The 21594-nt window shown below is 31.9% G+C and carries 23 protein-coding genes; 21 read left to right on the top strand and 2 right to left on the bottom strand.

Going from position 1 to position 21594, the window contains the following annotated elements:
- Positions 1-2 precede the first annotated feature (2 nt).
- The 8 genes from AST02_RS03975 (at position 3) to AST02_RS03940 (ending at position 9922) form a co-directional block, all read left to right on the top strand.
- Positions 3-1487 carry a distal tail protein Dit gene (locus tag AST02_RS03975; RefSeq protein WP_069815799.1) on the top strand — a complete coding sequence of 495 codons (1485 nt, stop codon included), beginning with the start codon at positions 3-5 and terminating at the stop codon, positions 1485-1487.
- A gap of 19 nt (positions 1488-1506) precedes the next feature.
- Entirely contained in the window at positions 1507-6390 is a 4884-nt protein-coding gene (locus AST02_RS03970; protein WP_256092377.1) for a phage tail spike protein, read from the top strand.
- The gene (locus AST02_RS03965) at positions 6383-6766 is read left to right on the top strand and encodes a hypothetical protein (RefSeq protein ID WP_069815796.1); all 384 of its coding nucleotides are present in this window, start codon (positions 6383-6385) and stop codon (positions 6764-6766) included. The genes AST02_RS03970 and AST02_RS03965 overlap by 8 nt, the downstream gene beginning before the upstream one ends.
- Positions 6756-6935 (top strand): hypothetical protein, encoded by a 180-nt coding sequence (locus AST02_RS03960; RefSeq protein ID WP_069815794.1) that lies wholly within the window; start codon positions 6756-6758, stop codon positions 6933-6935. Before AST02_RS03965 ends, AST02_RS03960 begins: the two co-directional genes overlap by 11 nt.
- Before the next feature lie 47 nt (positions 6936-6982).
- Positions 6983-7288: a hypothetical protein gene (locus AST02_RS03955; protein WP_069815792.1), complete on the top strand. Its 306-nt coding sequence runs from the start codon at positions 6983-6985 to the stop codon at positions 7286-7288.
- A gap of 42 nt (positions 7289-7330) precedes the next feature.
- Positions 7331-7675, top strand: a complete 345-nt coding sequence (locus AST02_RS03950) for a hypothetical protein (RefSeq protein ID WP_002507706.1) — start codon at positions 7331-7333, stop codon at positions 7673-7675.
- A gap of 161 nt (positions 7676-7836) precedes the next feature.
- A complete protein-coding gene (locus AST02_RS03945; RefSeq protein ID WP_069815790.1) occupies positions 7837-8142 on the top strand; it encodes a holin in 306 nt (101 codons plus the stop codon).
- Positions 8143-8209: 67 nt separating this feature from the next.
- Positions 8210-9922, top strand: coding sequence for a peptidoglycan recognition protein family protein (locus AST02_RS03940; protein ID WP_069815788.1), 1713 nt, complete (start codon positions 8210-8212; stop codon positions 9920-9922).
- Positions 9923-10036: 114 nt separating this feature from the next.
- Here AST02_RS03940 and AST02_RS03935 read toward each other — a convergent pair whose 3' ends face one another.
- Positions 10037-11242, bottom strand: coding sequence for an SAP domain-containing protein (locus AST02_RS03935; protein WP_069815786.1), 1206 nt, complete (start codon positions 11240-11242; stop codon positions 10037-10039).
- 353 nt (positions 11243-11595) lie between these two features.
- On the opposite strand from AST02_RS03935, the gene AST02_RS14300 reads away from it, so the two are divergent.
- The 13 genes from AST02_RS14300 (at position 11596) to sbcC (ending at position 20554) form a co-directional block, all read left to right on the top strand.
- The gene (locus AST02_RS14300) at positions 11596-11754 is read left to right on the top strand and encodes a hypothetical protein (RefSeq protein WP_176723010.1); all 159 of its coding nucleotides are present in this window, start codon (positions 11596-11598) and stop codon (positions 11752-11754) included.
- Positions 11755-11805: 51 nt separating this feature from the next.
- Entirely contained in the window at positions 11806-12006 is a 201-nt protein-coding gene (locus AST02_RS03930; protein WP_069815784.1) for a hypothetical protein, read from the top strand.
- A gap of 17 nt (positions 12007-12023) precedes the next feature.
- The gene (locus AST02_RS14505; protein WP_256092376.1) at positions 12024-12152 is read left to right on the top strand and encodes a hypothetical protein; all 129 of its coding nucleotides are present in this window, start codon (positions 12024-12026) and stop codon (positions 12150-12152) included.
- Between the two features lie 158 nt (positions 12153-12310).
- A complete protein-coding gene (locus AST02_RS03925) occupies positions 12311-12622 on the top strand; it encodes a hypothetical protein (RefSeq protein ID WP_069815782.1) in 312 nt (103 codons plus the stop codon).
- 32 nt (positions 12623-12654) lie between these two features.
- The gene (locus tag AST02_RS03920; protein WP_069815780.1) at positions 12655-12855 is read left to right on the top strand and encodes a hypothetical protein; all 201 of its coding nucleotides are present in this window, start codon (positions 12655-12657) and stop codon (positions 12853-12855) included.
- Positions 12856-12903: 48 nt separating this feature from the next.
- Complete coding sequence (locus AST02_RS14295) at positions 12904-13056, top strand: hypothetical protein (protein ID WP_176723009.1); 153 nt, start codon at positions 12904-12906, stop codon at positions 13054-13056.
- A gap of 3 nt (positions 13057-13059) precedes the next feature.
- Positions 13060-13776, top strand: a complete 717-nt coding sequence (locus tag AST02_RS14290; RefSeq protein ID WP_069815778.1) for a hypothetical protein — start codon at positions 13060-13062, stop codon at positions 13774-13776.
- Between the two features lie 136 nt (positions 13777-13912).
- Entirely contained in the window at positions 13913-14131 is a 219-nt protein-coding gene (locus AST02_RS03910) for a hypothetical protein (RefSeq protein ID WP_069815776.1), read from the top strand.
- A 151-nt stretch (positions 14132-14282) separates the two neighbouring features.
- On the top strand, positions 14283-14504 hold the full coding sequence (locus AST02_RS03905) for a hypothetical protein (protein WP_069815773.1): 222 nt from the start codon (positions 14283-14285) through the stop codon (positions 14502-14504).
- A gap of 526 nt (positions 14505-15030) precedes the next feature.
- Positions 15031-15216 (top strand): hypothetical protein, encoded by a 186-nt coding sequence (locus tag AST02_RS03900; protein WP_057512104.1) that lies wholly within the window; start codon positions 15031-15033, stop codon positions 15214-15216.
- Positions 15217-15613: 397 nt separating this feature from the next.
- Positions 15614-16081 carry a CcdC family protein gene (locus AST02_RS03895; protein ID WP_002507699.1) on the top strand — a complete coding sequence of 156 codons (468 nt, stop codon included), beginning with the start codon at positions 15614-15616 and terminating at the stop codon, positions 16079-16081.
- Between the two features lie 312 nt (positions 16082-16393).
- Positions 16394-17524: an exonuclease subunit SbcD gene (sbcD, locus tag AST02_RS03890; RefSeq protein ID WP_069815771.1), complete on the top strand. Its 1131-nt coding sequence runs from the start codon at positions 16394-16396 to the stop codon at positions 17522-17524.
- Positions 17525-20554 (top strand): exonuclease subunit SbcC, encoded by a 3030-nt coding sequence (gene sbcC, locus AST02_RS03885; protein WP_069815769.1) that lies wholly within the window; start codon positions 17525-17527, stop codon positions 20552-20554.
- Positions 20555-21188: 634 nt separating this feature from the next.
- Here the strand turns inward: sbcC and mscL are convergent.
- Positions 21189-21542 (bottom strand): large conductance mechanosensitive channel protein MscL, encoded by a 354-nt coding sequence (mscL, locus tag AST02_RS03875; protein ID WP_069815765.1) that lies wholly within the window; start codon positions 21540-21542, stop codon positions 21189-21191.
- Positions 21543-21594: the final 52 nt, after the last annotated feature.

Genomic DNA, 21594 nt, shown 5'->3' with positions numbered 1-21594 from the left:
TAATGAGTAATTTCTCATTTAATGGTATCGAAAAAGATTACTGTTATTATACCGACTATGAAACAAGTTGGGGACAAGATAGAGAAATTAATACCACTGATGTAAACGGACGGTCTGGTACCGTCCTAACATCTGTTAGAGATAAAGTTAGAAATATCGAAGTTAAGTTGTTAGTTGATAGTTTGGAAGTAGGCGAAAGTTTGGAACACGTCGCCGAAGATTTGGCAGACTGGTTAACAACTGATGAACCAAAGACAATACAATTCGATAGAGAACCCGATAGAATTTATTACGGGATATTAGAAGGCACTATTGATAAAGATTATTTTGTTAATTTTGGTAAAGCTACAATTAACTTTCTTTGTATTGACCCTTATAAATACGCTAGTACAAGAACAAAACAAACGGCAATATCAGACCAAGCAACGTTATACAATGCCGGTAATAAAGATACACCAATCGAGATACAAGCAAGAGCCTTAGAACCAAGCAGTCACTTTATGATTGCAAAAGGATATAACGGCGATAGCGACGAATTTTTTATGATTGGCGATGATGATGTAGATAAACCGTTAGATAATTACAGCCCACCCGTATTAACGTCTGAAATGCGAGATATGAGAGGTTGGATTGAATTAGGTAATGGCAGTATTAACGATAATTATTTAGGTGGCACCACTGGTGGAGAATTACAAAGCTCATCATCAAATAATAGTTTGTATCTTAATGTAGACACATTAGGAAACGACGGTTGGAACGGTGGCGGTCTTAAAAAATCATTCTCCAAAAGTGTTCAAGATTTTAGAGTAACAGCTAAAATTCTACTTAATAACACGAAAAAGGGAACAGCTAAATTTTCACAATTTATCTATGATGTAGATAATAGGTTATTGGCATCAATCGGATATGTTAAGAAAAGTGAATCAAGAAGAACAGGAACAATTATCGTAACTTTATTTAATCAAAGTGGGGAACAAGTGAAAATATATGACTTTGATAATGACCCATATATACAAGGGCTTGATAGTTTTGTTATATATATCGCTTTAACTAGAAAAGGTAATGAGTTTACTGTTAAAAGTTGGAAATATGACGAAACGCCATATCCACAAAGACTTGAACCAATCGCAGTTAATGAAAAGACTTTTACTGATTCCGGTAATTTTTACCAACGTAAAGTAGCAAGCACAACACTTTATGAGGCAAGGTATCAAAATACCGATTTTGCTAACATTTATATTCTAGGAACGTATAACAGAGAATTATTAGAGAAACCCGAAGGCGCTAGAGATATGATAATCCAAAAAGGCGATGATATAAGAATAGATACACAAGAAAATATTGTAGTAGTAAACGAAGAACCTATGTTACAAGAAAAAACATTTGCAAGTGACTTCTTTAATATAGAAAGTGGTACGAACGAATTGGTTATACTACCGGAAAAGACTTTTGATACTTCAATATTTTGGCGAGATAGATATTTATAAAACGATTGGAGGTGTTTAATTGATTCATCTATTAAATTTCAAAGACGAAATCATAGATTTCATTTCTGAAAAAGACGGTTCTTTATTTGAGGCAACTCATGACAGACAACAAAAAGATAAAAAAGAAACGTTTGATTTCACTATACTTTCAAGTAGAGCTAAAAAATTCAGAGAACGCAACCGAGTAATTACTAAGGATAGTAACGGACGATATAGAGAATTTATAATAACTGGTATTTCTGATGATATGGACGGTTTAACCGAGATAGAAAGTAACGCATCATATCTTGAAGATATTGGCACAGCTAAACCATTTGTACCGGGCAAACTTGAAAATATGACAACTTCACAGGCGCTTTATGAGGCGTTACGTGATACAGGTTGGGAAGTAGCACCCGACACAGAATACAATGGCTTAAAACCAACAACATGGACGGAACACAAAGCCCCTTACGATGTAGCATTACAGCTTGAAACTACTTATGATATGGAATTAGATTTCTATATCGAACTAGGTTCAAATAAAGTTGAACATCGTTACGCCGTATTGAAGAAACCTAAAAAATTGTTTAAGGGTAAAGAAATTGTTTTTGGTAAAGACTTAACAGGGCTATCAAGACAAATAGATTTCACTGAAATTAAAACAGCTTTAATGGTTGTAGGTCCCGAAGATAACGACGGAAACACAACCGAAGTTATCGTAACAGACGACCAAGCCCAAGAACAATTCGGATTGCCACAGCGTTATATATGGGACGTGTACAAACCAGAATCGCAAAATAATGACATTACCGAAAGTCGTTTGAAAGCATTGGGCGAAAATGAATTGGATAAAATCAAAACAGCAAGCGTTACTTATGAAATTTCTTCTTTAGATATTGATTATTTACATCAACATGAATCAACATCAATCGGCGATACTATAAGAGTTAAAGATGAAGATTTTAACCAACCCTTATATTTAGAGGCTGACGTAATTGGCGAAGAATACGATTTATTATCAAAAGAAAGTGTTTACTCATTTGGTAAAGTTATAAGGTATAACGAAGAAGATTTGACACAATTCTTTAGACAACGTTTACAAGAAATTAGAAATAAATTAAATGATGATATTACAAATCTTAATACCCAACTACAAGAAACGGCAGAGTATACAGAAAAATATTACGAACAAAAGATTATTAAACAGCCCGAACCACCCACAAATCCCGTTGACGACATGTTATGGTACGACACAAGCAATCCGGACGTTGCAGTATTAAGAAGATACAGAAACGGCGAGTGGCACAACCAAACAGCAAGCGACGTACAACAATTAGGTGGTATGACAAGGGAAGAAACGATATACAACGAATTAACAAGAACCTTTGATGATTTACAGTTGCAACATTCAATGCTACAAACTGATGTTTACGAAGTGATTAATAGTCAATATTTAGTTGATACCAAGTTAAAAGACCAAGTTCAAACAGATTTAGACAGTGTAAGTCTTGTATTTAATCAAATCAAAACTAATTTAGATAGCATGGATAAAGATACGGCTACAATAGGCAAATTGATAGATACGCAAGCAATGTTTCAAGACTATAGGGAAAACCTACAGAAACTAAATGATAGCGTACAAAACGCTAAAATAAGCATTGACGAGCGTTTAAAATTATTACAACAACAATACACCGAAGAAAAATTTAATAACGCAATGACCGAAGTAGCAAAAACACTACCAAACGGAGAATGGAACAGTGAAACAGGTCAATTACTAGCTGATATACCAAATCAAGACCAACTAAACGATTTAAAAACAACCGTTAATGCTTATGTAGACGGCGAAATAAAAACGCTTAACGATAATTTAGTGGATAAAATTAACACCGATATTACAGCGACAAAAGAAGAATTAAGCGCAAGTGTTACAAGTGTTCAAGAACAAGTGGACGGCTTAGAAATAGGCGCACGAAATTTATTAGTAAGTTATGCAGACCAATATAACGGAATGGTCAAACCTTATATTGAAAGCACACAAGGTTTTGATTTTTCCGGTTGGGACGTAGATTTGTATTCAAACGAATATATTAATCAAAAATTGAAAACCAAAACACAGTACACGATTTCATATGATGTTGAAGTTATTGGATTAACGGAAGTAGACCAACAGTTAGAACCTACAGAATTATCAACGGGTTTAATTCTTTTTGATAAAATTACAAATGATTATGTAATGCGTTCAAGAAAACAAATGCCACGAGAAATAGGTTATACCGAACATATAGAAGAAACATTTGAAATGAAATCGGGTAATTTTGATTTATTAGCTTATTCTAATTTGTTTAACGGTAACGTAATGAAAGATAATGAAACGCAAAACGAAACAAATAACGACACAGAAACTACAGAGCCTATCACAGACGAACAAAATACAACAACCGATACAAATACAATAGAATCAACAACGAACGATACAACGACTACACAAGAGCCTACACAAGATACAACGATAGACAACACAACAACAGACGGTACAACACAAGAACCCGTTAAAACAATTGAAGTATCAGAAAGTGACACAATAAGAATCACTAATTTGAAACTTGAAAAAGGTACGGTGGCTACAGATTGGACACCAGCGCCCGAAGATTTTCAAAACGAGCTTAATAGTGTTAGTACATCGGTTGAGGAACAAAACACAGAATTATCACTAATGAAAGATAGCATCAATTTAAAAGCTGATAAATCTACAGTTACACAACAATTGGGCGAAGTTGAATCAAAAGTACAAGACAACAAAGCACAGTTAGGCATACAAGCTGATGAAATCAACAGCAAAGTATCAGAAAGCAAATATACAGCAGACCAAGAAAACGTGGTAAATCGTTTGGATAATGCAGAAACCGAACGCCAACAATTAAGTACCGAAATTAACGATAGAGTGACTTTATCGGAATATCAAAACCTTAATATTGGTACACGTAACTTAATGTTAGACACAAAAGAACGTGATGATTTCATAGGCTTAGATGACACGTTTAGATACATTGAATATCAATTAACTAGACCGTTAACAGTAGGCAATGAATACACGTTATCTTACGAGATATACGATTTATCCGGCGAACCAATAAATCAAGTTAGTTATTTACCATATGAACCGGCGGGCGAACGAAAAGATGTATCTGTCACGGATAATAAAGTGGTTTCAACTTTTAAAGCAAAAGAAAAAAGCGGAAAAATGTATCTTTATAAAGGGCTTGCCGGTTTAACAGACCCAACAAAAGATTTTGTTATTAAAAATGCAATGTTAGTTGAAGGTAATAAAGTCGGAGATTATGACAAGGCACCAGAACAAGCCGACACACGATTAACTGAAATGGAAACATCAATTTCACAAAACGGCGAACAAATTCAAGATAGAGTTAGTTTAACTGAATTTAACGAAAGTAATAAAACACTATCACAAGTGGTTTCAACGCTAACACAAGACACTACAAACGGTTTAACGTATACGTTTGATGAAAACGGCAAGATAACAAACTTTAACGTTGGAAATGATGGCGTGACAATCAAAGGCGATAGCGTAGATATAACAGTGAACGATGATTTTAAAGTTATAGCGCAAGATGTAGATAATAAAGTAGACCAAGACAATATCATTAACCGTTTAAACCTATCTACCGAAGGCTTGGATATTGACGTTAATAATTTAGGTATTCGAGGTGGCGACAACAATCAATACTTAAATATCGAAAACGACACTATCGAATTACATGGGAGTTACACAAGAACTTGGCAAGGCTCAACAGATTACAACGAAGTTTTTACAAGATTAAAAGACGGTCATTTAAGATTTAGAAATAATGATTTAAGCCGTTCTATTTATTTATCTGATTTTGGCGTTTCAACATATCTTGATGGCGACCCACGAAACGCATCGGGGACACTAGAGTTTTTTGATTACACATACGATAGTGGCGCACGTGGTGTGACATTGCAATCCGGTTTAGGTGTTGTGGCATTAAGGGCTGATGCAAACCGAATGGTTATTGAGGCAGACGACACCGTAAACATTGGTAGTAATAAATATTCTGTATACCTTAGACCATTCGCAAATACACGTGTTGGTGTAAATGAATTTCAATATTATGTTAAGGACAATCCGACAGCCGACGCAACAGACGGCGTATTACTATACGGTAACTTAACAGGTTCCGGCACCAAAATGGGTTCCGGTATCAGATTTAGTAAAAGCGCACCAGTAGTTTACGCTACAAATGACAATGGCGACATGGGAAGTGGCTATTTCTACGGCGAAGGTTTTCAAGGCGATTGGCTAACTAAAAACACTAATTTATACGCTTGTGTACAAAGTAATGGTTCATTAAGAGTTACCGACATCATGGGTTATAACGGTGGCGACCCTAATTATAGAGATATAGAGGCAATGCGTTTAAACACCTATCATAGTTACGCATTTGCTAACCACAGTGGGTCTGATGTTTATTTTGGTGTAGGTTATAACGAATTAAGAATCACAGCAAATAATTGGTGGAACGGTGGAGATACGCAATATCAAAATGTGAGAGCACGCACCTTTTATGGTTCACTTGAACCCAATTCTTCTGAGAAATATAAAACAAATATAGAAAATTGGAATATTGATGCAACTCAAACATTGCGTGACACAAAACTATACGAATACAATTATATTTCGGACTTAGAACGTGGCGAAGATATAAAAAAACATGGGGTTATTTTAGAACGAGAAACACCGGACCATATTAAAGGGACTGATACAATTGATTTGTATGAAATGGTTTCAACAAACACTAAAGCACTAAAAGAGCAAATTGAAAGAAATGATGAATTAGAAAGAAAAATAAAATCATTGGAGGCTATCGTTAATGGATAAATTACAAAAACTAGGAATCTTAACATATAAATTTGAGGGTTATGAATACCAAGAGCATTTGTATGTAGATGATTATACTAATAAAATATATCGTACTACAGAAAATGAAGAATCAATGAGTTTTAGTGGTGTAACGCCTTCAAATTTACAAACAGATATTAGAGAATATTTTGAAGAAACATTAACGCCACTAAGAATGGTTGAAATGCCAAGTGGTAGTAACAAGAAAAAATATTTAACTATTTTACACAGTGATAAATTAAATGAAGATTTACAATGCTACCTTACAGTTGAAGAACATCTAGGACAAGTAGGTAAAAGTGTTTATTACAATTATGAAATACAAATGAAAGCGAGTGGATATAATGCAGAATAACCAAAATGAACAATCACAACAACACAAACCTAATTCGGACTACATGGTTAATTACTTAGTAGATGAGAACGCAAGATTAACTAAAGAAAACGCAATGTTAAAAGCAATTATCCAAGAGCAAAACGAAAAATTTCAAGAGTTAAACGAATCACAAGAAGTTAACGGTTAAATCGTTAGCTTTTTTATTATACAAATATATATTAGGAGTGAATTATTATGCTAGAACGCAAAGAACAATTATTTTATTTAGTCGAGAAAGACAATGAAACAGGTAAAGAATACCCTTTACAAAAAAATTATAATAGCAGTTCATTTTCTCGAACATCAACAACTTTCAACGCTTATAAATTTGACACTGTAGAGAAAGTAAAATCAGCTTGTCAATTGCAAAACAGCATGAATGAAATGTTTGGAGAAACGAGCATTGTTTATTATTCAGAAGAAAATATAACACGAACTTTATTTAATAAAAACGGCGAGAATATAGATGATAACACTACAGAAAGTACATCAACACAATAATTTAAATTAACATCACAGATTAGAAAGGGGGTGTGTTTAGGTGTGCAACTTGAAAGCGACCAACTAAAAGAAGTTAAAAACAGAATTTCAACTTTAGAAACAGAAATTGAAGATTTAAAGGCGAAATATTGGACGATAGATGACAAAATCGACAGTTTAACCAAAAAACAAGAAGAAAGTCACAGCTCATTATTTGAAACAAACAACCAACAAAATGATTTGCTAAATAAAATCTATTACCAATCACAAGCACAAACAGAACAAGCACAAAAGAACGAGGCACGTTCTATAGACCTTCAAAAATGGTTGTTAGGTGCATTGTGGGGGCTTGTGGCATTAGTTATTATATTCGTTATTACTTCAAGTTTAAACGCTTTATTTATGTAATGAAGGGAGGTGTTAAGCATGTTTTTAGATTGGGGTTCTTGTATATTATATGGCGTACATTGTGGTCTAGTATTACTTGGCATTTAACTAATCATAAAGGTTATTACCTATAAAGGTAGTGACCTTTTTTAATTTTATCTAATTTGACGGAGGTTTTATAAATGGAACAAATTATAACTTTTGCAACAATCATTTCAGTGTTAACAATTGGAATTATACAAGGCGTTAAACAGACCGGTGCAATACCTAAAAATATTATACCGTTAATATCAATCATGATAGGTGGTCTAATCGGTGGTGTGTCTATATTCATACCGGAAATATTTTCCGATTTATCTATTGGCGCACGTATTCTAGGCGGTATTATCAGTGGTCTAATGGCTACTGGATTATGGGAAACAGGCAAACAACATAATGGAAAGACAAAACAAGACCACCAAAAACAAGGTGGGGGCAATATTAAATAGTTAATTATTAACCGGCTATTAAACTAGTCGGTTTTTATATACAAAAATTTAAATGGAGGTTTTACAAATGACAAAAGAAAAATGGAATGGTGTTCCGGTACGTTATGACTGGTTACCAATAGGCACAAGACGTAGTGGGCAACCATTAACAACTGGTAATCCTAAATTTATGGTTGCACATGATACAGGCAATAAAGATACTACAGCACAAGATAATGTAGACTATTATAAAAACTCATATAATATTGATTGGTCTATAGTAGCAAGCGCACATATTTTTGTAGATGATAAAGAATGTGTGGTATGTATACCAGTTACCGAAAAGGCATGGCATGTATTATATGGTGCAAGTGCAGATAATAAAATGTATGGTGTAGATGCTAACGATGGGGCATTTGGTGCCGAAGGTTCATATTTCAGTGATAAATCACGTTCTCAAAAGTCACTAGATAATTTGGCACGTGTAATAGCTTATCTATGTAATTATTGGGAAATTGATTACAAAACAGGTATGCCGGGACATCAAGATATTCAAGTAGGTAAAGTTGACCCCGGTAATTTATTAAAACATGCTGGTTATGGTCGTGACGTTAGTGATTTAGATAAAATCATTGCTAAATATATCGACGGTGTGGACGAAGAAAGCGATAGCGAACCTTCAAAAGAATTATCAGAACCAACGAAAGAGAAACCAACAGAAAGCCCACATACAGATATTTCTTATAAAGAGGCTATTGAGTATATGCACAGCCTCAAAGGTATATTTGTTGATTTCGATAATGCGTTTGCTTATCAGTGTATGGACTTAATCGTAGACTATGCAGACCACGTAACAAATTGCTACAGAATATGGGGTAATGCAAAAGATTTAACATGGGTTGCTTTACCTAAAGGTTGGAAATTTGTTGAAAACACACCCGATTATGTGCCACCTATCGGTACTATTGCAGTATTTACCGAAGGCATTTATAAAAAATGGGGTCATACTGGTTTAGTTTGGGACAACAGCGGAGGCACTGAATCATTTGTTATCTTAGAACAAAACTATGACACGTTAGCAAATAGCCCGGCAATGTTAAGAACGGATAATTACGCCGGATTAACACACTTTATTGTTCCCGATTTCGTAGATGAAGATGTAGATTTATCAGACATTACGCCGATGCCAATAAAAGAAGTTAAGAAAGGTACAACGCTTAAAATCGGCAATGTACCACCTAAAAAATTAACTTGGTCTAACCAACCATACTATAGAGCAACAGCAGACAGCGAAGGTGTTTCAATCTGTAGACCGAACCACAATAATGTAATGGTTGTGACTAGTGAAAGTTATAACGCCGGTTATAATGACTTATATATATATGAAATTCGTGACGGTTGGGCAAGAGTTTATTCGCCGGATAACAACGGTTTCGTTTGGTATGAAAGATTGCGCATAAACAAAGTATATAAACCGGCTGGTGGTAATGAGCTACACGATAATTTGAGTGCATATGATAATATATTAGACGATTTAGCGATTGGTTCAATTCCACCAAGTGATTTAAATTGGTCTGATAGTGCATACTTTAGAGGTCGTATAGATAGTTATGGTGCTACTGTTACTAAACGTACTGGAAACAGTAGTAACTATGATTGGCACTTAACAAACGAAAGCTATAATGCCGGTTACGACCAATTTTATATATTCGAGATATTGGACGGTTGGGCAAGAGTTTATTCATCTTCAAACAACGGTTGGGTATGGCATCAACGCTTACGAGTTGTAGAAACTTTTTAATTATGATAAAACCATAGTTAGAGAGTTTGTAAGGCGTTATTACAACGTAAGTTTGATGAATAATAAAAAGTGGGTAGGCTAATAAAAGCCACCCACTTTTTTATTTAATTTATTTTAATTTCCCAATTCATCTTCAACTAAACCTTTAACATCACTATCTTCTAAAAATAGAAATAATTCTCCGGTATTTATATCTACCTCTACTTCCACATCTAAATTTTTATCAATTAATTTATTAAGGCTAGTTTTAAAAGTAAAATTATCTTCGTTTTCTTCATCTTCTATATTTTCTTCATCTTCTATATTTTCTTCATCTTCTATATATTCGTCATCAAATCTAACTCTAGAAAATTTTTCGACAGTTTCCTTATCTATAATGTTATTCTCATTTATATAATCTAAAATCTTAGAAAATGTTAGATTCTCATTTTCTTTTGTTCTAACTGCAACCATGAAATCCACTAATTTCTTTGATAGGTCTCTGTCTAGCTCATAATAGTTAACGATATCATTAACAAATAAATCATGTACACTTTCATTGGATAGTTTATCAATAAAAATCAATTGATTATAAACTTGCTCAACTTGAAAATTATTTTCTGTGCTTATGTCACGTTTCAATCTTTCATAATCAAACTTATCTTCAAAATCATAATAAGAGCGAGGGAATGTTCTTAAGTTTTCTAAAGTATTATTTATGTTAATTGTATAAGCCAAATGACAATACAATCTTGCATTTTCATTGTCATTTTTATATTCATAATAATAGTTGGCTAAATGTTCAAAGTTTCTGCGCAATTCATGGTCGTTAGAATCCAATTTAAATAGACGCTTAATTTCAAAGTTATATAAATCTATAGTTTTATCTTCTGAAGAACTACTTAGATAAGTTTCAGCTATTTTATGCGCACGTGGTAGACTTATTGTAGTATTTACAAAATGTGGTATGTATGTTGTTTCATATAATAATTGTTTGCCTTTTTCAGTAGCGGTGTATACTAAAGGTAACTCAAGGTCTTCATTGTGGGTTTTAACTTCATCTATATTGTCAATCATACGGGTAACAAGTTCATTCTTGTTACCACCTGATTTTAACCCAGCGTTCTTAAGTAATTCTGATAATTTTGGGTTCTTAATTTTTTTTAGGCTAATTTCTAAAGTGTTATCTTTCACCAACACTTTGTTGTCGATTAGTTTATTTATCGACTTAGGAATATCAACTTTATTTAAGAAGAAATATGATGAGTCATAAGGACCTTCTTCAACCGTTCGGGTGACAATTTTATGTAAAACTAACAAATCATTTGCATTTAAATTCATAGAATCTTAACTCCTTTTTTAATTTTATTTATTATAGTAAAAATCTATTCATAAAAAAAGAACAGTATTGATATTTATATATATTAACATAAAACATCATACTTATAATTTCTGTTGTTTTATACATTTTTTATTACATTCGGTTTTTAAAATAATTCAAATGATGTTAATATAATACTTGTGTTGATATTCTGTTTTTAAGATAGTTTGGCAGTTCTCCAGACTGGAATTATGGGTAGGTTTTCTTGAACCTACTCACTTTTTTTAGTTTAAGTGTTGTTAAAGAACAACGCAAGTGGTATAGTATTAATTGTAGCCAACAGAGGCAAATAAAAACAAAGGCGGGAATTAAAATGAATAACCTATCTCCAGCAGAGAAAAAATTAAACGAATACCAAAACGAATTGAACGATTTAATAAAAGTAGCAGAAAAAACAAACTTTGCTCCGCATGTTGTAAGCGAAATTGAAAGAGTATTAAATCAAATCAAAGTAATCAAAGGTCAAGCATAAAACACAGGGGCGCATAGACCTTTCAAATACTAAACAAAGGAGCAAACAAAAATGAAGTTATATAGAATATCAGATTCATTTAACGAAACGTTATTTGCAACCACTGACATTAAAGAGTTTAACAAAAAACTTTATAACCTAATAAAAGAAGTAGTGGAAATAGAAATTGAAGATTTGAACAACTTAACTTACAAAGGGCTTTTACAAACGGCAACGGATATGGGCTATCAATTCAATATAAGCAAAATTTAAAAAAAGGGGCGATAACTATGAAGAAATCAGCACATGGTTTGAAAATTGATAGACGCAAGAACTTATTAAGCAATATCTCAGATAACGGGCTAGAGAGAAATAAAACAGAGAACAGCGGTTACGTTAGATTAAAAAATCATCTATAAAAACGCTTAAAAGAAAAATAACAGAAACAACCGACCAAACGGAAATTGAAAAAATGAAATCTGAAATTGAGAAAAAAGAAAAGCAGATTGAAAACTACTTAAATAAATAATACTGAGGGGGCGAAAGCCCTCTACATATAAACTTGGAGGAAAGCAGCATGAGAAATATTAAGAAATTCGCTAAAGATTTTAATTTAGAACATAGTGGTGACAACAAACACATGACCTTAAGCTGTAACGGTTTAGATTTTGAAATAAAAAAAGGGGCTAAAGGGTACGGAATAAGTTGCAAATTCCAAAAAGGGGATTTTGGCGTTGTTACACAAAAGCATGCTTTATGGTCAATTACTGAAACTTTGAGATGGAAAAATTATATAGATGAGTCAACTTTAAAAGAAATGCGCAAAAATATAAATAGAATAGGCATGCACACTGTAAAAGCCAATGTCGGAAAAACTAAAAAAAGCTGAAATTGAAAACTACCTAAAAAGGGCTAATTAATATGAAACTATACAGATTATCAGATTCATATAATGAAACATTATTTGCAACTACAGACATCAAAGAGTTTAATAAAAAAGTTAAAAATGTAGTGCAAGAAATGTTGGTAACAGATTTTGCAAGTGTAGAAAATTTAAGCGATAGCAAATTGCTGGAAATGGTAACCGGTATAGATTACGAATTTATTATAAGCGATATATAAAAAATTGATCCATGATTTACCATTTTTAAAATTTTAGGATGAAATATAATGGATAAAAAAGAGAAAAGCATAATCGAGGGCTTACTAACTAGCCTCACAGACATTATGGAAGAAACGGACGACCCAAGCACTAAGGAGCGACTTGATGAACAAATCACGCAGCTTATGAACGATTTAAACCTAACATGGGAGGATATGTAAAGCATGAAGAAACTACTACTTTTGGTTATACCAATAATGCTGTTGACGTTGGCAGGTTGCAGCAAAGCAGAAACAGAGAACAAAGAGCAAGAGAAGAGTAATCAAGAAGAACAAAAGGAGGAGGAGCAAGAGACAAACGAACAAAAGGAGGAGGAGCAAGAGACAAACGAACAAAAGGAGGAGGAGCAAGAGACAAACGAACAAAAGGAGGAACAAGAAAAAAATACTGATGGTCTAAATCAAGCTAAACCTATTGAGGAAATGACTCCTGAAGAATATGATACATATTTATTAACTCAAAAAAGGTCTTATTTAACAAAAGAACAGCAAAAACGTTATGATGAATTATTAGAAATGAAAGGTAGTACACCTGCTGAAAATGATGAAAAGAATCAAGCCTATAATAATAAAAAAAGAAATGAATTAGAAGGTAATGGAGGTGGCACGGCATTAATCACACCGCCTGAAACAGAGAAAGAAAAAGAAGAACTTAGAAAAAGACAAGAAAAACAGCTTAAACAGAAACAGGCAGAGAGCGACAATACCGAACAGTCACAGAGTTTAGAACAGCAAGAGCAACAACAAACTCAACAAGAGCCGCAAACTCAAGAAACCCAACAGACTCAACAGACTCATCAACAACAAACTCAACAAAAGCAGAACACTGAGCAAAAAGTAATTGAACCTGAAGAGCCAAAACGCGAAACAATTGAAAAATAGGAGGTGCTGCATATGTTAGAGAATAGATTCAACACATAGGCAACTCAGCGAGTCACAGACAGCATAAACGAGCAAATAAGCGAATTAATGCAAGTGCATGGGTTAAATTGGGACGATACGTAAAGGAGGCAACAGCATGACAAACAACACAAACGATGTACCGCAACAGATGTATGATAAAGTGCAACGATTGTTAGATTCTGATATAACGGCAAATAAAATTCAAGTTGATACCGGCGTAGATAGAGGTATAATAAGTAGATTAAGAAACGACAAAGCGAAAATAAATAATTTGAGATTTGGTAAAATTGTTGTTTTATACAATTACGCCAACAAGTACCCGGAATTAAAATAATTTCGGTAAATCACTTATTAGGTAGCGCATGAATTATTAATTTTTGATATATTGAGTGTATTGCATTTATACATATCAAATACGTTAATAATTTCGTGTTCCTTCCATTATAATGTAAAAAGAAGGAACGACTTTAAAAGGGGTGTAAGTGATGTTTGTGATAGGTGGTATATTGTCGCAAATTGGTATTAGTTTAGTTATGGCAATTATAGTTACTTTGATAATGTTGTTTGTCGTTATGTATGCAGTTACACCATTAATGGCAATAGAAAACAATATTATTCAAGTTATAGCAGGTCTTATATTTTTTGGACTACCAACAGCAACTTTTATAATTGTTTTCTTTTTATCTCTAGGTACTGACTATTCATAACGAGTAGTGTTATTTTAAGTGGAAAAGGGAATGTACGTTCTATTATTCAAATGTTTACACGAACATATAAAAGTGATGTGTTAAACACCTAGTGGCAACAGATTGGCAACAAAACTTTTAAAAAAAGTTTTAAAACCCTTTAACGACGCCTTTTAAACATTTTAAAAAATTAAAATTAAATTGTTGATTTTAAAGTATTTGTTAATGTTCGGGTCAAATGATGACAATGATGAACAAAAATCAACAAGATCAAATGAAAAAAACAAAATAATGTTCTATAAAGGGTTCGAGCCAATAAGTGAATTGGTTTGAACCTTTATTTTTTAACAATAAGATTAAAACATTAAACCCTTAGGCATATTAAATAATTTCAAAGTGAATGATAGTTTTATCAAGGGATTTATGTCGCGAACCCTAAAGTATTCAATAATTAAAATGTGAGATTTATATTTCAAATATTCAGAAAATATTTGATTGTGATATGATTTTTGTTATAATTGTGTATATATAAGGGAGGTATCGATAAGTGAAGGATGCTTATGACATGGAAGACAGAGAAGTATTAGATCGACTAGCTAATATGCACATTAACTTTCCGAACGATGAAGCTTTTAAGAAATATCATAACGCAATGCAAATTCATGATATGAATTATCTTAGATATACACTAAATGATGCATTATCAGCATGTGTTAATTCACATGTGCAATAGAGCAAAAATGATAGAATAAACCTTTACCAAGGTTCATTCACATTGTCGACAAAGTCTTAACGACTTTGTTGGCATTTTTTATGGTGTATGTTTTAGATTTTATAGTCTCACAAAGCTTTAGTCATAGCACTTCACTTTCCCAAGAATAAAACAATAGAAAAAATTATATTATTCGCATAGATGTTAAGCATATTTAGTATAAGAAATTTATTATTTATAGAGGGAAAAGATATTGATAGTTGTTATTTACTTAATTTAAAAATGCTAATATATACTATGTAATGTTAGAAACGATAAAATAGTTGAAAACGAATTAAAAATACTGATTAATATTTTGTTAAGTGATATACTATCGAAAGTAAATATCATCTTATAGAAATTTAAAGAAGGTGTAAGTGTGTTATATTTAGTAATTTCTATAATTTTCGCTTTTATAATGGGACTAGGTGCTATCTTTGTGCGAATGAAAGCGCAAAATTTTCCAGTTAATGAAAAGAAAATTATATTACCACCATTTTTTATGGCAACAGGTGCTTTAATGTACGTTGTTCCATATTTTAGATTAACTGGTCTTGAAATTGTAGAATGTATTATTTTAGGTATAGCGTTTTCTACAATTTTAATATGGACATCTAAATTTGAAACTCAGGGCAGTGAAATATATATGAAGCGCTCTAAAGCTTTTCCTATCATTCTTATTTCACTACTGTTAATACGTACATTACTTAAAATATTTATTAGCAATAAAATAGATCCAGGAGAAATTGGTGGCATGTTTTTCTTACTTGGTTTTTCTATGATTGTTCCTTGGCGTTTAGCGATGTTATATAAATATAAAAAGCTTAAAAGCACGTTAATTCAATAGTTTGGAGAGGCTGGGGCATAAATACATGTCTCAGCCTCAATTGTTATATTGGCAGCAGTTGAAAGAAGTAAAAATTCCTTTATATGAAACTTTTAAAGCATTAGTTCTTCATTTATGAAGATAAGCAGTTCTTATATAAGAGCTGAAGCTATTGTCTTTTTTTATAGTCATCTTTGTGAACTGGAGTCATATGACAAAATTTTATTAGAAAAATTAGTTTTTTGTCTCATCGCCATTATGGTTATACTTGTCTTAGTGGTAAAAATATTATAATATATAAATACGAACAAACGTTCTATTAGAGGTGTTAAAATGAAAGTAATACATACAGCCGATTGGCATTTAGGCAGAATTTTAAACGGTAAATCATTATTAGAAGACCAAGCGTATATTTTAAATCGTTTTATAGAAGCGATGGACAATGAACAACCGGATGTCATAGTGATTGCCGGTGATTTATATGATACAAGTTATCCGAATAAAGATGCGATTCAATTATTAGAAAGTACAATTGATACTTTAAATCTAGAGATGGGCATTCCGCTCATTATGATAAGCGGTAATCATGATAGTAAAGAACGATTAAACTATGGTGCCAAGTGGTTTGAAAAATCAAATTTATATATACGTACAAAACTTGAAGATATGAATGCACCTATTTCAATTGGAGCTATAGATTTTTATACGTTACCGTTTGCAACAATTAATGAAACTCAACACTTTTTAAAAGATAATACGATAGAAACTTATCAACAAGCTTTAAGTAAATCTATTGAATATATGAGTAATAATATAAATAAGAATAATACCAATATTCTTATTGGTCACTTAACTGTACAAGGTGGTGTGCGTTCAGAATCAGAGAGACCTTTATCTATAGGGACAGTCGAATCTGTAGAAGCTGATTCGTTTCAACAGTTTGATAGAGTTATGCTGGGTCATCTACACCATCCGTTTAGCATAGATTCTGATTTTATAAGCTATAGTGGATCTATACTCCAATATTCTTTTTCTGAAGTGAATCAACCTAAAGGGTATAGAACCATTGAAATTAATGAAGATACAATTAAAGAGAAATTCATACCGATTGCGCCTTTAAGACAATTAGAAGTTATAGAAGGCGATTACGAAGACGCGATACAAGAAAAATTAAAGGTAAAAGATAAAGATAATTATTTACACTTCAAATTAAAACATATGTCTCATGTCAGTGATCCAATGGTACATTTAAAACAAATTTATCCTAATACATTAGCACTTACAAACCAGACTTTTGATTTTAGTGCACACATTCATCAAGATAACTATGAAATTCAAAAATTAGATGATGAAACGATAATTGATAAATTCTATAAAAATATTACTGATGAAGAACTAACACAAACTCAAAGTAAAACAGTAGCTAAGGTGTTAAATGATTTACTCGAAGGAGGATCTGAATAAATGAGACCTTTAACATTAAATTTAAATAATTTCGGACCTTTCTTAAAAGAAATGATAGATTTTAATAACGTAAAAGATAATCAACTTTTTTTAATCAGTGGTAAAACTGGATCAGGTAAGACAATGGTTTTTGACGCAATTGTGTATGCACTTTTTGGTGAAGCGTCTACTAAAGATAGAAAAGAGAGTGATTTAAGAAGTCATTTTGCAGATAGCAAGACACCTATGATTGTAGAATTTGAATTTAAACTAAGAGACCATATTTTTAAGATTGTGCGACAAGGTGCATTTATTAAAGAAGGTAATAAAAATAAAACGCTAGGCCAGTTAGCAATATACCAATACGAAGACAATGAATATAATCTCAGAGAGAGTAAAATAAATACGGGTAATCAATTTATCAGAGATTTATTAGGCGTAAACGCTGAGCAATTCAGACAACTTTTTATATTACCTCAGGGAGAATTCAAGAGATTTTTACTATCTAAAAGCTCAGAGAAGCAAGAAATTTTAAGGACACTTTTTAATAGTCAGCGTTTTGAAGAAATACAGAAACACTTGAGTAACGACGTAAAAGAAGTTAGAGAACAAATTGAAAAAAGATTCAATATGTTAGAAAATAATTGGCATGATATTGAAACATTTAACGATGAACTATTAACTGAATATAAAACAATCAATGCTAGACAAACAAATCGAATTATGGAAGTATTACCAGAATTTAAAGAAAAAGCACGAAAAATACAACAAGAAATAAAAGAAAAAAAGAGTAAATATAAAGATGAAGTGACCTCGGCAGAAAATAATTTAAATTATAATTTAAAACTTGAAGAAGCATTAACGCAGCTTAAAGAGAAACAACTGCAATATGAACAGTTACTTTTAGTTGATGACGAAATCAAAAAGAAAATCAAACTATTAAATGAAATTTATGAAGTAAGACCGTTAGCTAATTTGTTAGAGTCTAAAGAAACGTTAACTTTAAAAAAAGAAAAATCAATAAAAGATATCGAAGAAAAAGAAAAATCGATTAATACGCTCAAAGATAAGTCACATAAAAATAAAAAACAACTCGAAAAACATTTACAGTCTTCAGATATATTAAAAGGTTTTAGAAAGTATGTAGAAAAATGTAAGTTGTTTTATGATAAAGCAAGTAAATATCGAGAGGCATATCATCAACGTGAAACAATAAATAAAGCTTATAAAACACTTGAAGAAAAGGTTAAAACACAAAAGCAACTACTGGATGATCTCGCTAAGAAGTTAAACCATCGTAAGAGTGATTATAAAAAAGTTGAATTGCTTAATGCACAAATTTACAATTTAAATAATGAAATCAAAGAGTTAAAACAGAATGAACTCAAAAAAATTGAATTTGAAAGCTTACAAAACAGAAAAAAACAGAAGTTAACAGATATAGAAAAATTTCATATGCAACTTCAACAATTAGATGACAAATACTCTAATATAGACAAAACGAATATAGATTTAAACAATAAAAAGGATATTATTGCAAAAGTTCAATCAGCATTAAATTCAGGTGATACATGCCCGGTTTGTGGAAATGAAGTACATTCAATTGAGCAACATCTAGACTTTGATGAACTAACGGAAAGACATCAAGCGTTAACTGCAATAGAAGAACAACATAAAGATATAAAAGAGAAAAAAATAAAATGTGAAAGTGAATTAAACTATTTAAATGAACAAATAGAAAAATTTTCTCAAGAAGAGCTTAATAATACGAATTATCATGAACTTGAAAAGCATATTGATTATAAATATGATGAAAAAGAGAATTTAGAAAAAGAAAATGAAGAGATTAATCAATTAAAAGAGCAATTACAAAAAAACGAACAAACTCATCATACGCTTGAATTAGATATGAAAAATAAGCAACATACTCTAAGAGAAAATGATATTACTATAAATGACTTCGAACATAACACCGAATTTGATAATGTTGTTGAGTTTGTGAAAGCTTATGAAAGTAATTTAGAAAAGATAAAAGAATATGACAATGTTTTTAATAAATTAGAACAAAATATTCTAAATAATAACCAACAACTGTCTATTGAAGAAAATAGTAAAACATATTTAGAATCAAGTTTAAAAGAATTAAAAAATGAATTGGAAAATATGAATCTGAAGATAGATGAAGAAATGGATAGAATTGGCTTCACCCAATTTGAGCAGGTGGAAGCAACAATAGTTAAAGTAGCAGATAAAGATAAAATTGAAGCAGAGGTCAATACTTACAATAAAGAGAAACAGTCATTAGAATTAATTATTACACAGCTTAGTGAGGAAACGAAAAATAAAAAACTTGAAGATAGCCAACATTTAAAAGAAATCTATCAACAAAAGCAACAAGTATTAGACAAGGTAGCTACGGAATTAAGCCAACATGAATATAAGATTGATTTTAATCAGAAGAAAATCAATGAGATTAATACAATTATAGAAACATTAGAAAAGGAATTGAAAGCACAGCAAGAAGTGTTTCAATTAGCCGAAATATTGTCAGGTAAAAATGATCAAAAGTTAACGTTAGAAAACTATGTATTAATTTACTACTTGGAACGAATTCTTGCTCAAGCCAATCAACGTTTAGCATTGATGACAGGGCAACGCTATCAATTAACAAGAAGAGAACAAATATCACAGGGCTACAGTGGACTTGAAATAGACGTCTTTGACTCGCATTCGAATCAATCTCGACATATTTCATCATTGTCTGGTGGAGAAACTTTCCAAGCATCATTAGCCCTAGCATTAGGACTTAGTGAAGTAGTTCAACAAGAGTCTGGAGGAATTGCTTTAGATTCAATGTTTGTAGATGAAGGTTTCGGAACATTAGATCAAGAAACATTAGAAACAGCGTTAGATACATTACTGAGTTTGAAATCTACAGGGAGAATGGTAGGTATTATTTCTCACGTAAGTGAACTTAAGCAAAGAATTCCGTTAATACTTGAAGTTAGTACAGAGCAATATCAAAGTACTACACAATTTAAAAGGCAATAATTGAATAAGGGATTGAGACGGAAATCTAGTTTTTCTAAAAAGATTTCGTCGCATGAGCCCAGTCCGGCAAAACTGACTATAAAATGGAATACAAGAGCTGAAGCGCTTTTAAAGAACTACGTATCTTCATAAATGAAGTAGTCGTTCTTTAAAAGCATGATATAAGCACATTTTCAATTGAGTCAGCTACTGCCAATATAATTATAGAAGAGTCTGAGACATAGGATTCACAGTGAACTAAAAAATGGTGGTTTCTACGTGAAATAAAGTAGAAACCACCATTTTTATGCGCTTATCCATTTTAGTAGCTCGATGAGTTACTATTTTACTTATATTTATTGCTATTAATACTAATTCTACTTCTCGTTTAACTTTAGGTAACCCACGAAGTGACATTCGTTTGAAAACAAAAATAGCATTCAAGAAACCAAAACTGGTTATACATCAATATTTTTTGACTGTTGAATTTTTGAAAATGATGGTGCTTTGGGTTGACCCATGCAGGAAATACGCTAGTCAAAGACTACAACAGACTGAGTCTTTGTCTGCGGTAAACATGCATAAAAAAATACCAACAAAATCGTTAGACTTAGTTGGTAGTAAGAAGCGATGAATATCAAACGCTTATTGCTTTTTATTGATTTTTTTCACGTAGTAAATCACGGATTTCTGTTAGTAAAACAGTGTTTTCTTCAACTTCTTCTTCTTCAGGTTTCATTAAGGTATTTGCAATTTTAACAAAGATGAATAATGCAAAAGCAATGATAATGAAATCTATAATTGATTGTACAAACATACCATATTCGATGCCCATGAACGTCCAACTTTTTGCAAAGTCAACAGTTCCGAAAATCAAACCAATTAAAGGCATGATGATGTATGCAACTAGTGCTGTAACGATTTTGTTGAAAGCTGCACCCATAACTACAGCTACCGCTAAATCTAAGACATTACCTTTTAATGCAAATTCTTTAAATTCCTTCAACATTTTACAACACCTCTTAATTAAATATAAATTTTATTATACAATATGTTTTAAA

The sequence above is a fragment of the Staphylococcus equorum genome, assembly GCF_001747895.1.
Classification (GTDB): Bacteria; Bacillota; Bacilli; order Staphylococcales; family Staphylococcaceae; genus Staphylococcus; species Staphylococcus equorum_A.
This window is presented reverse-complemented; position numbering and strand designations above follow the sequence as displayed.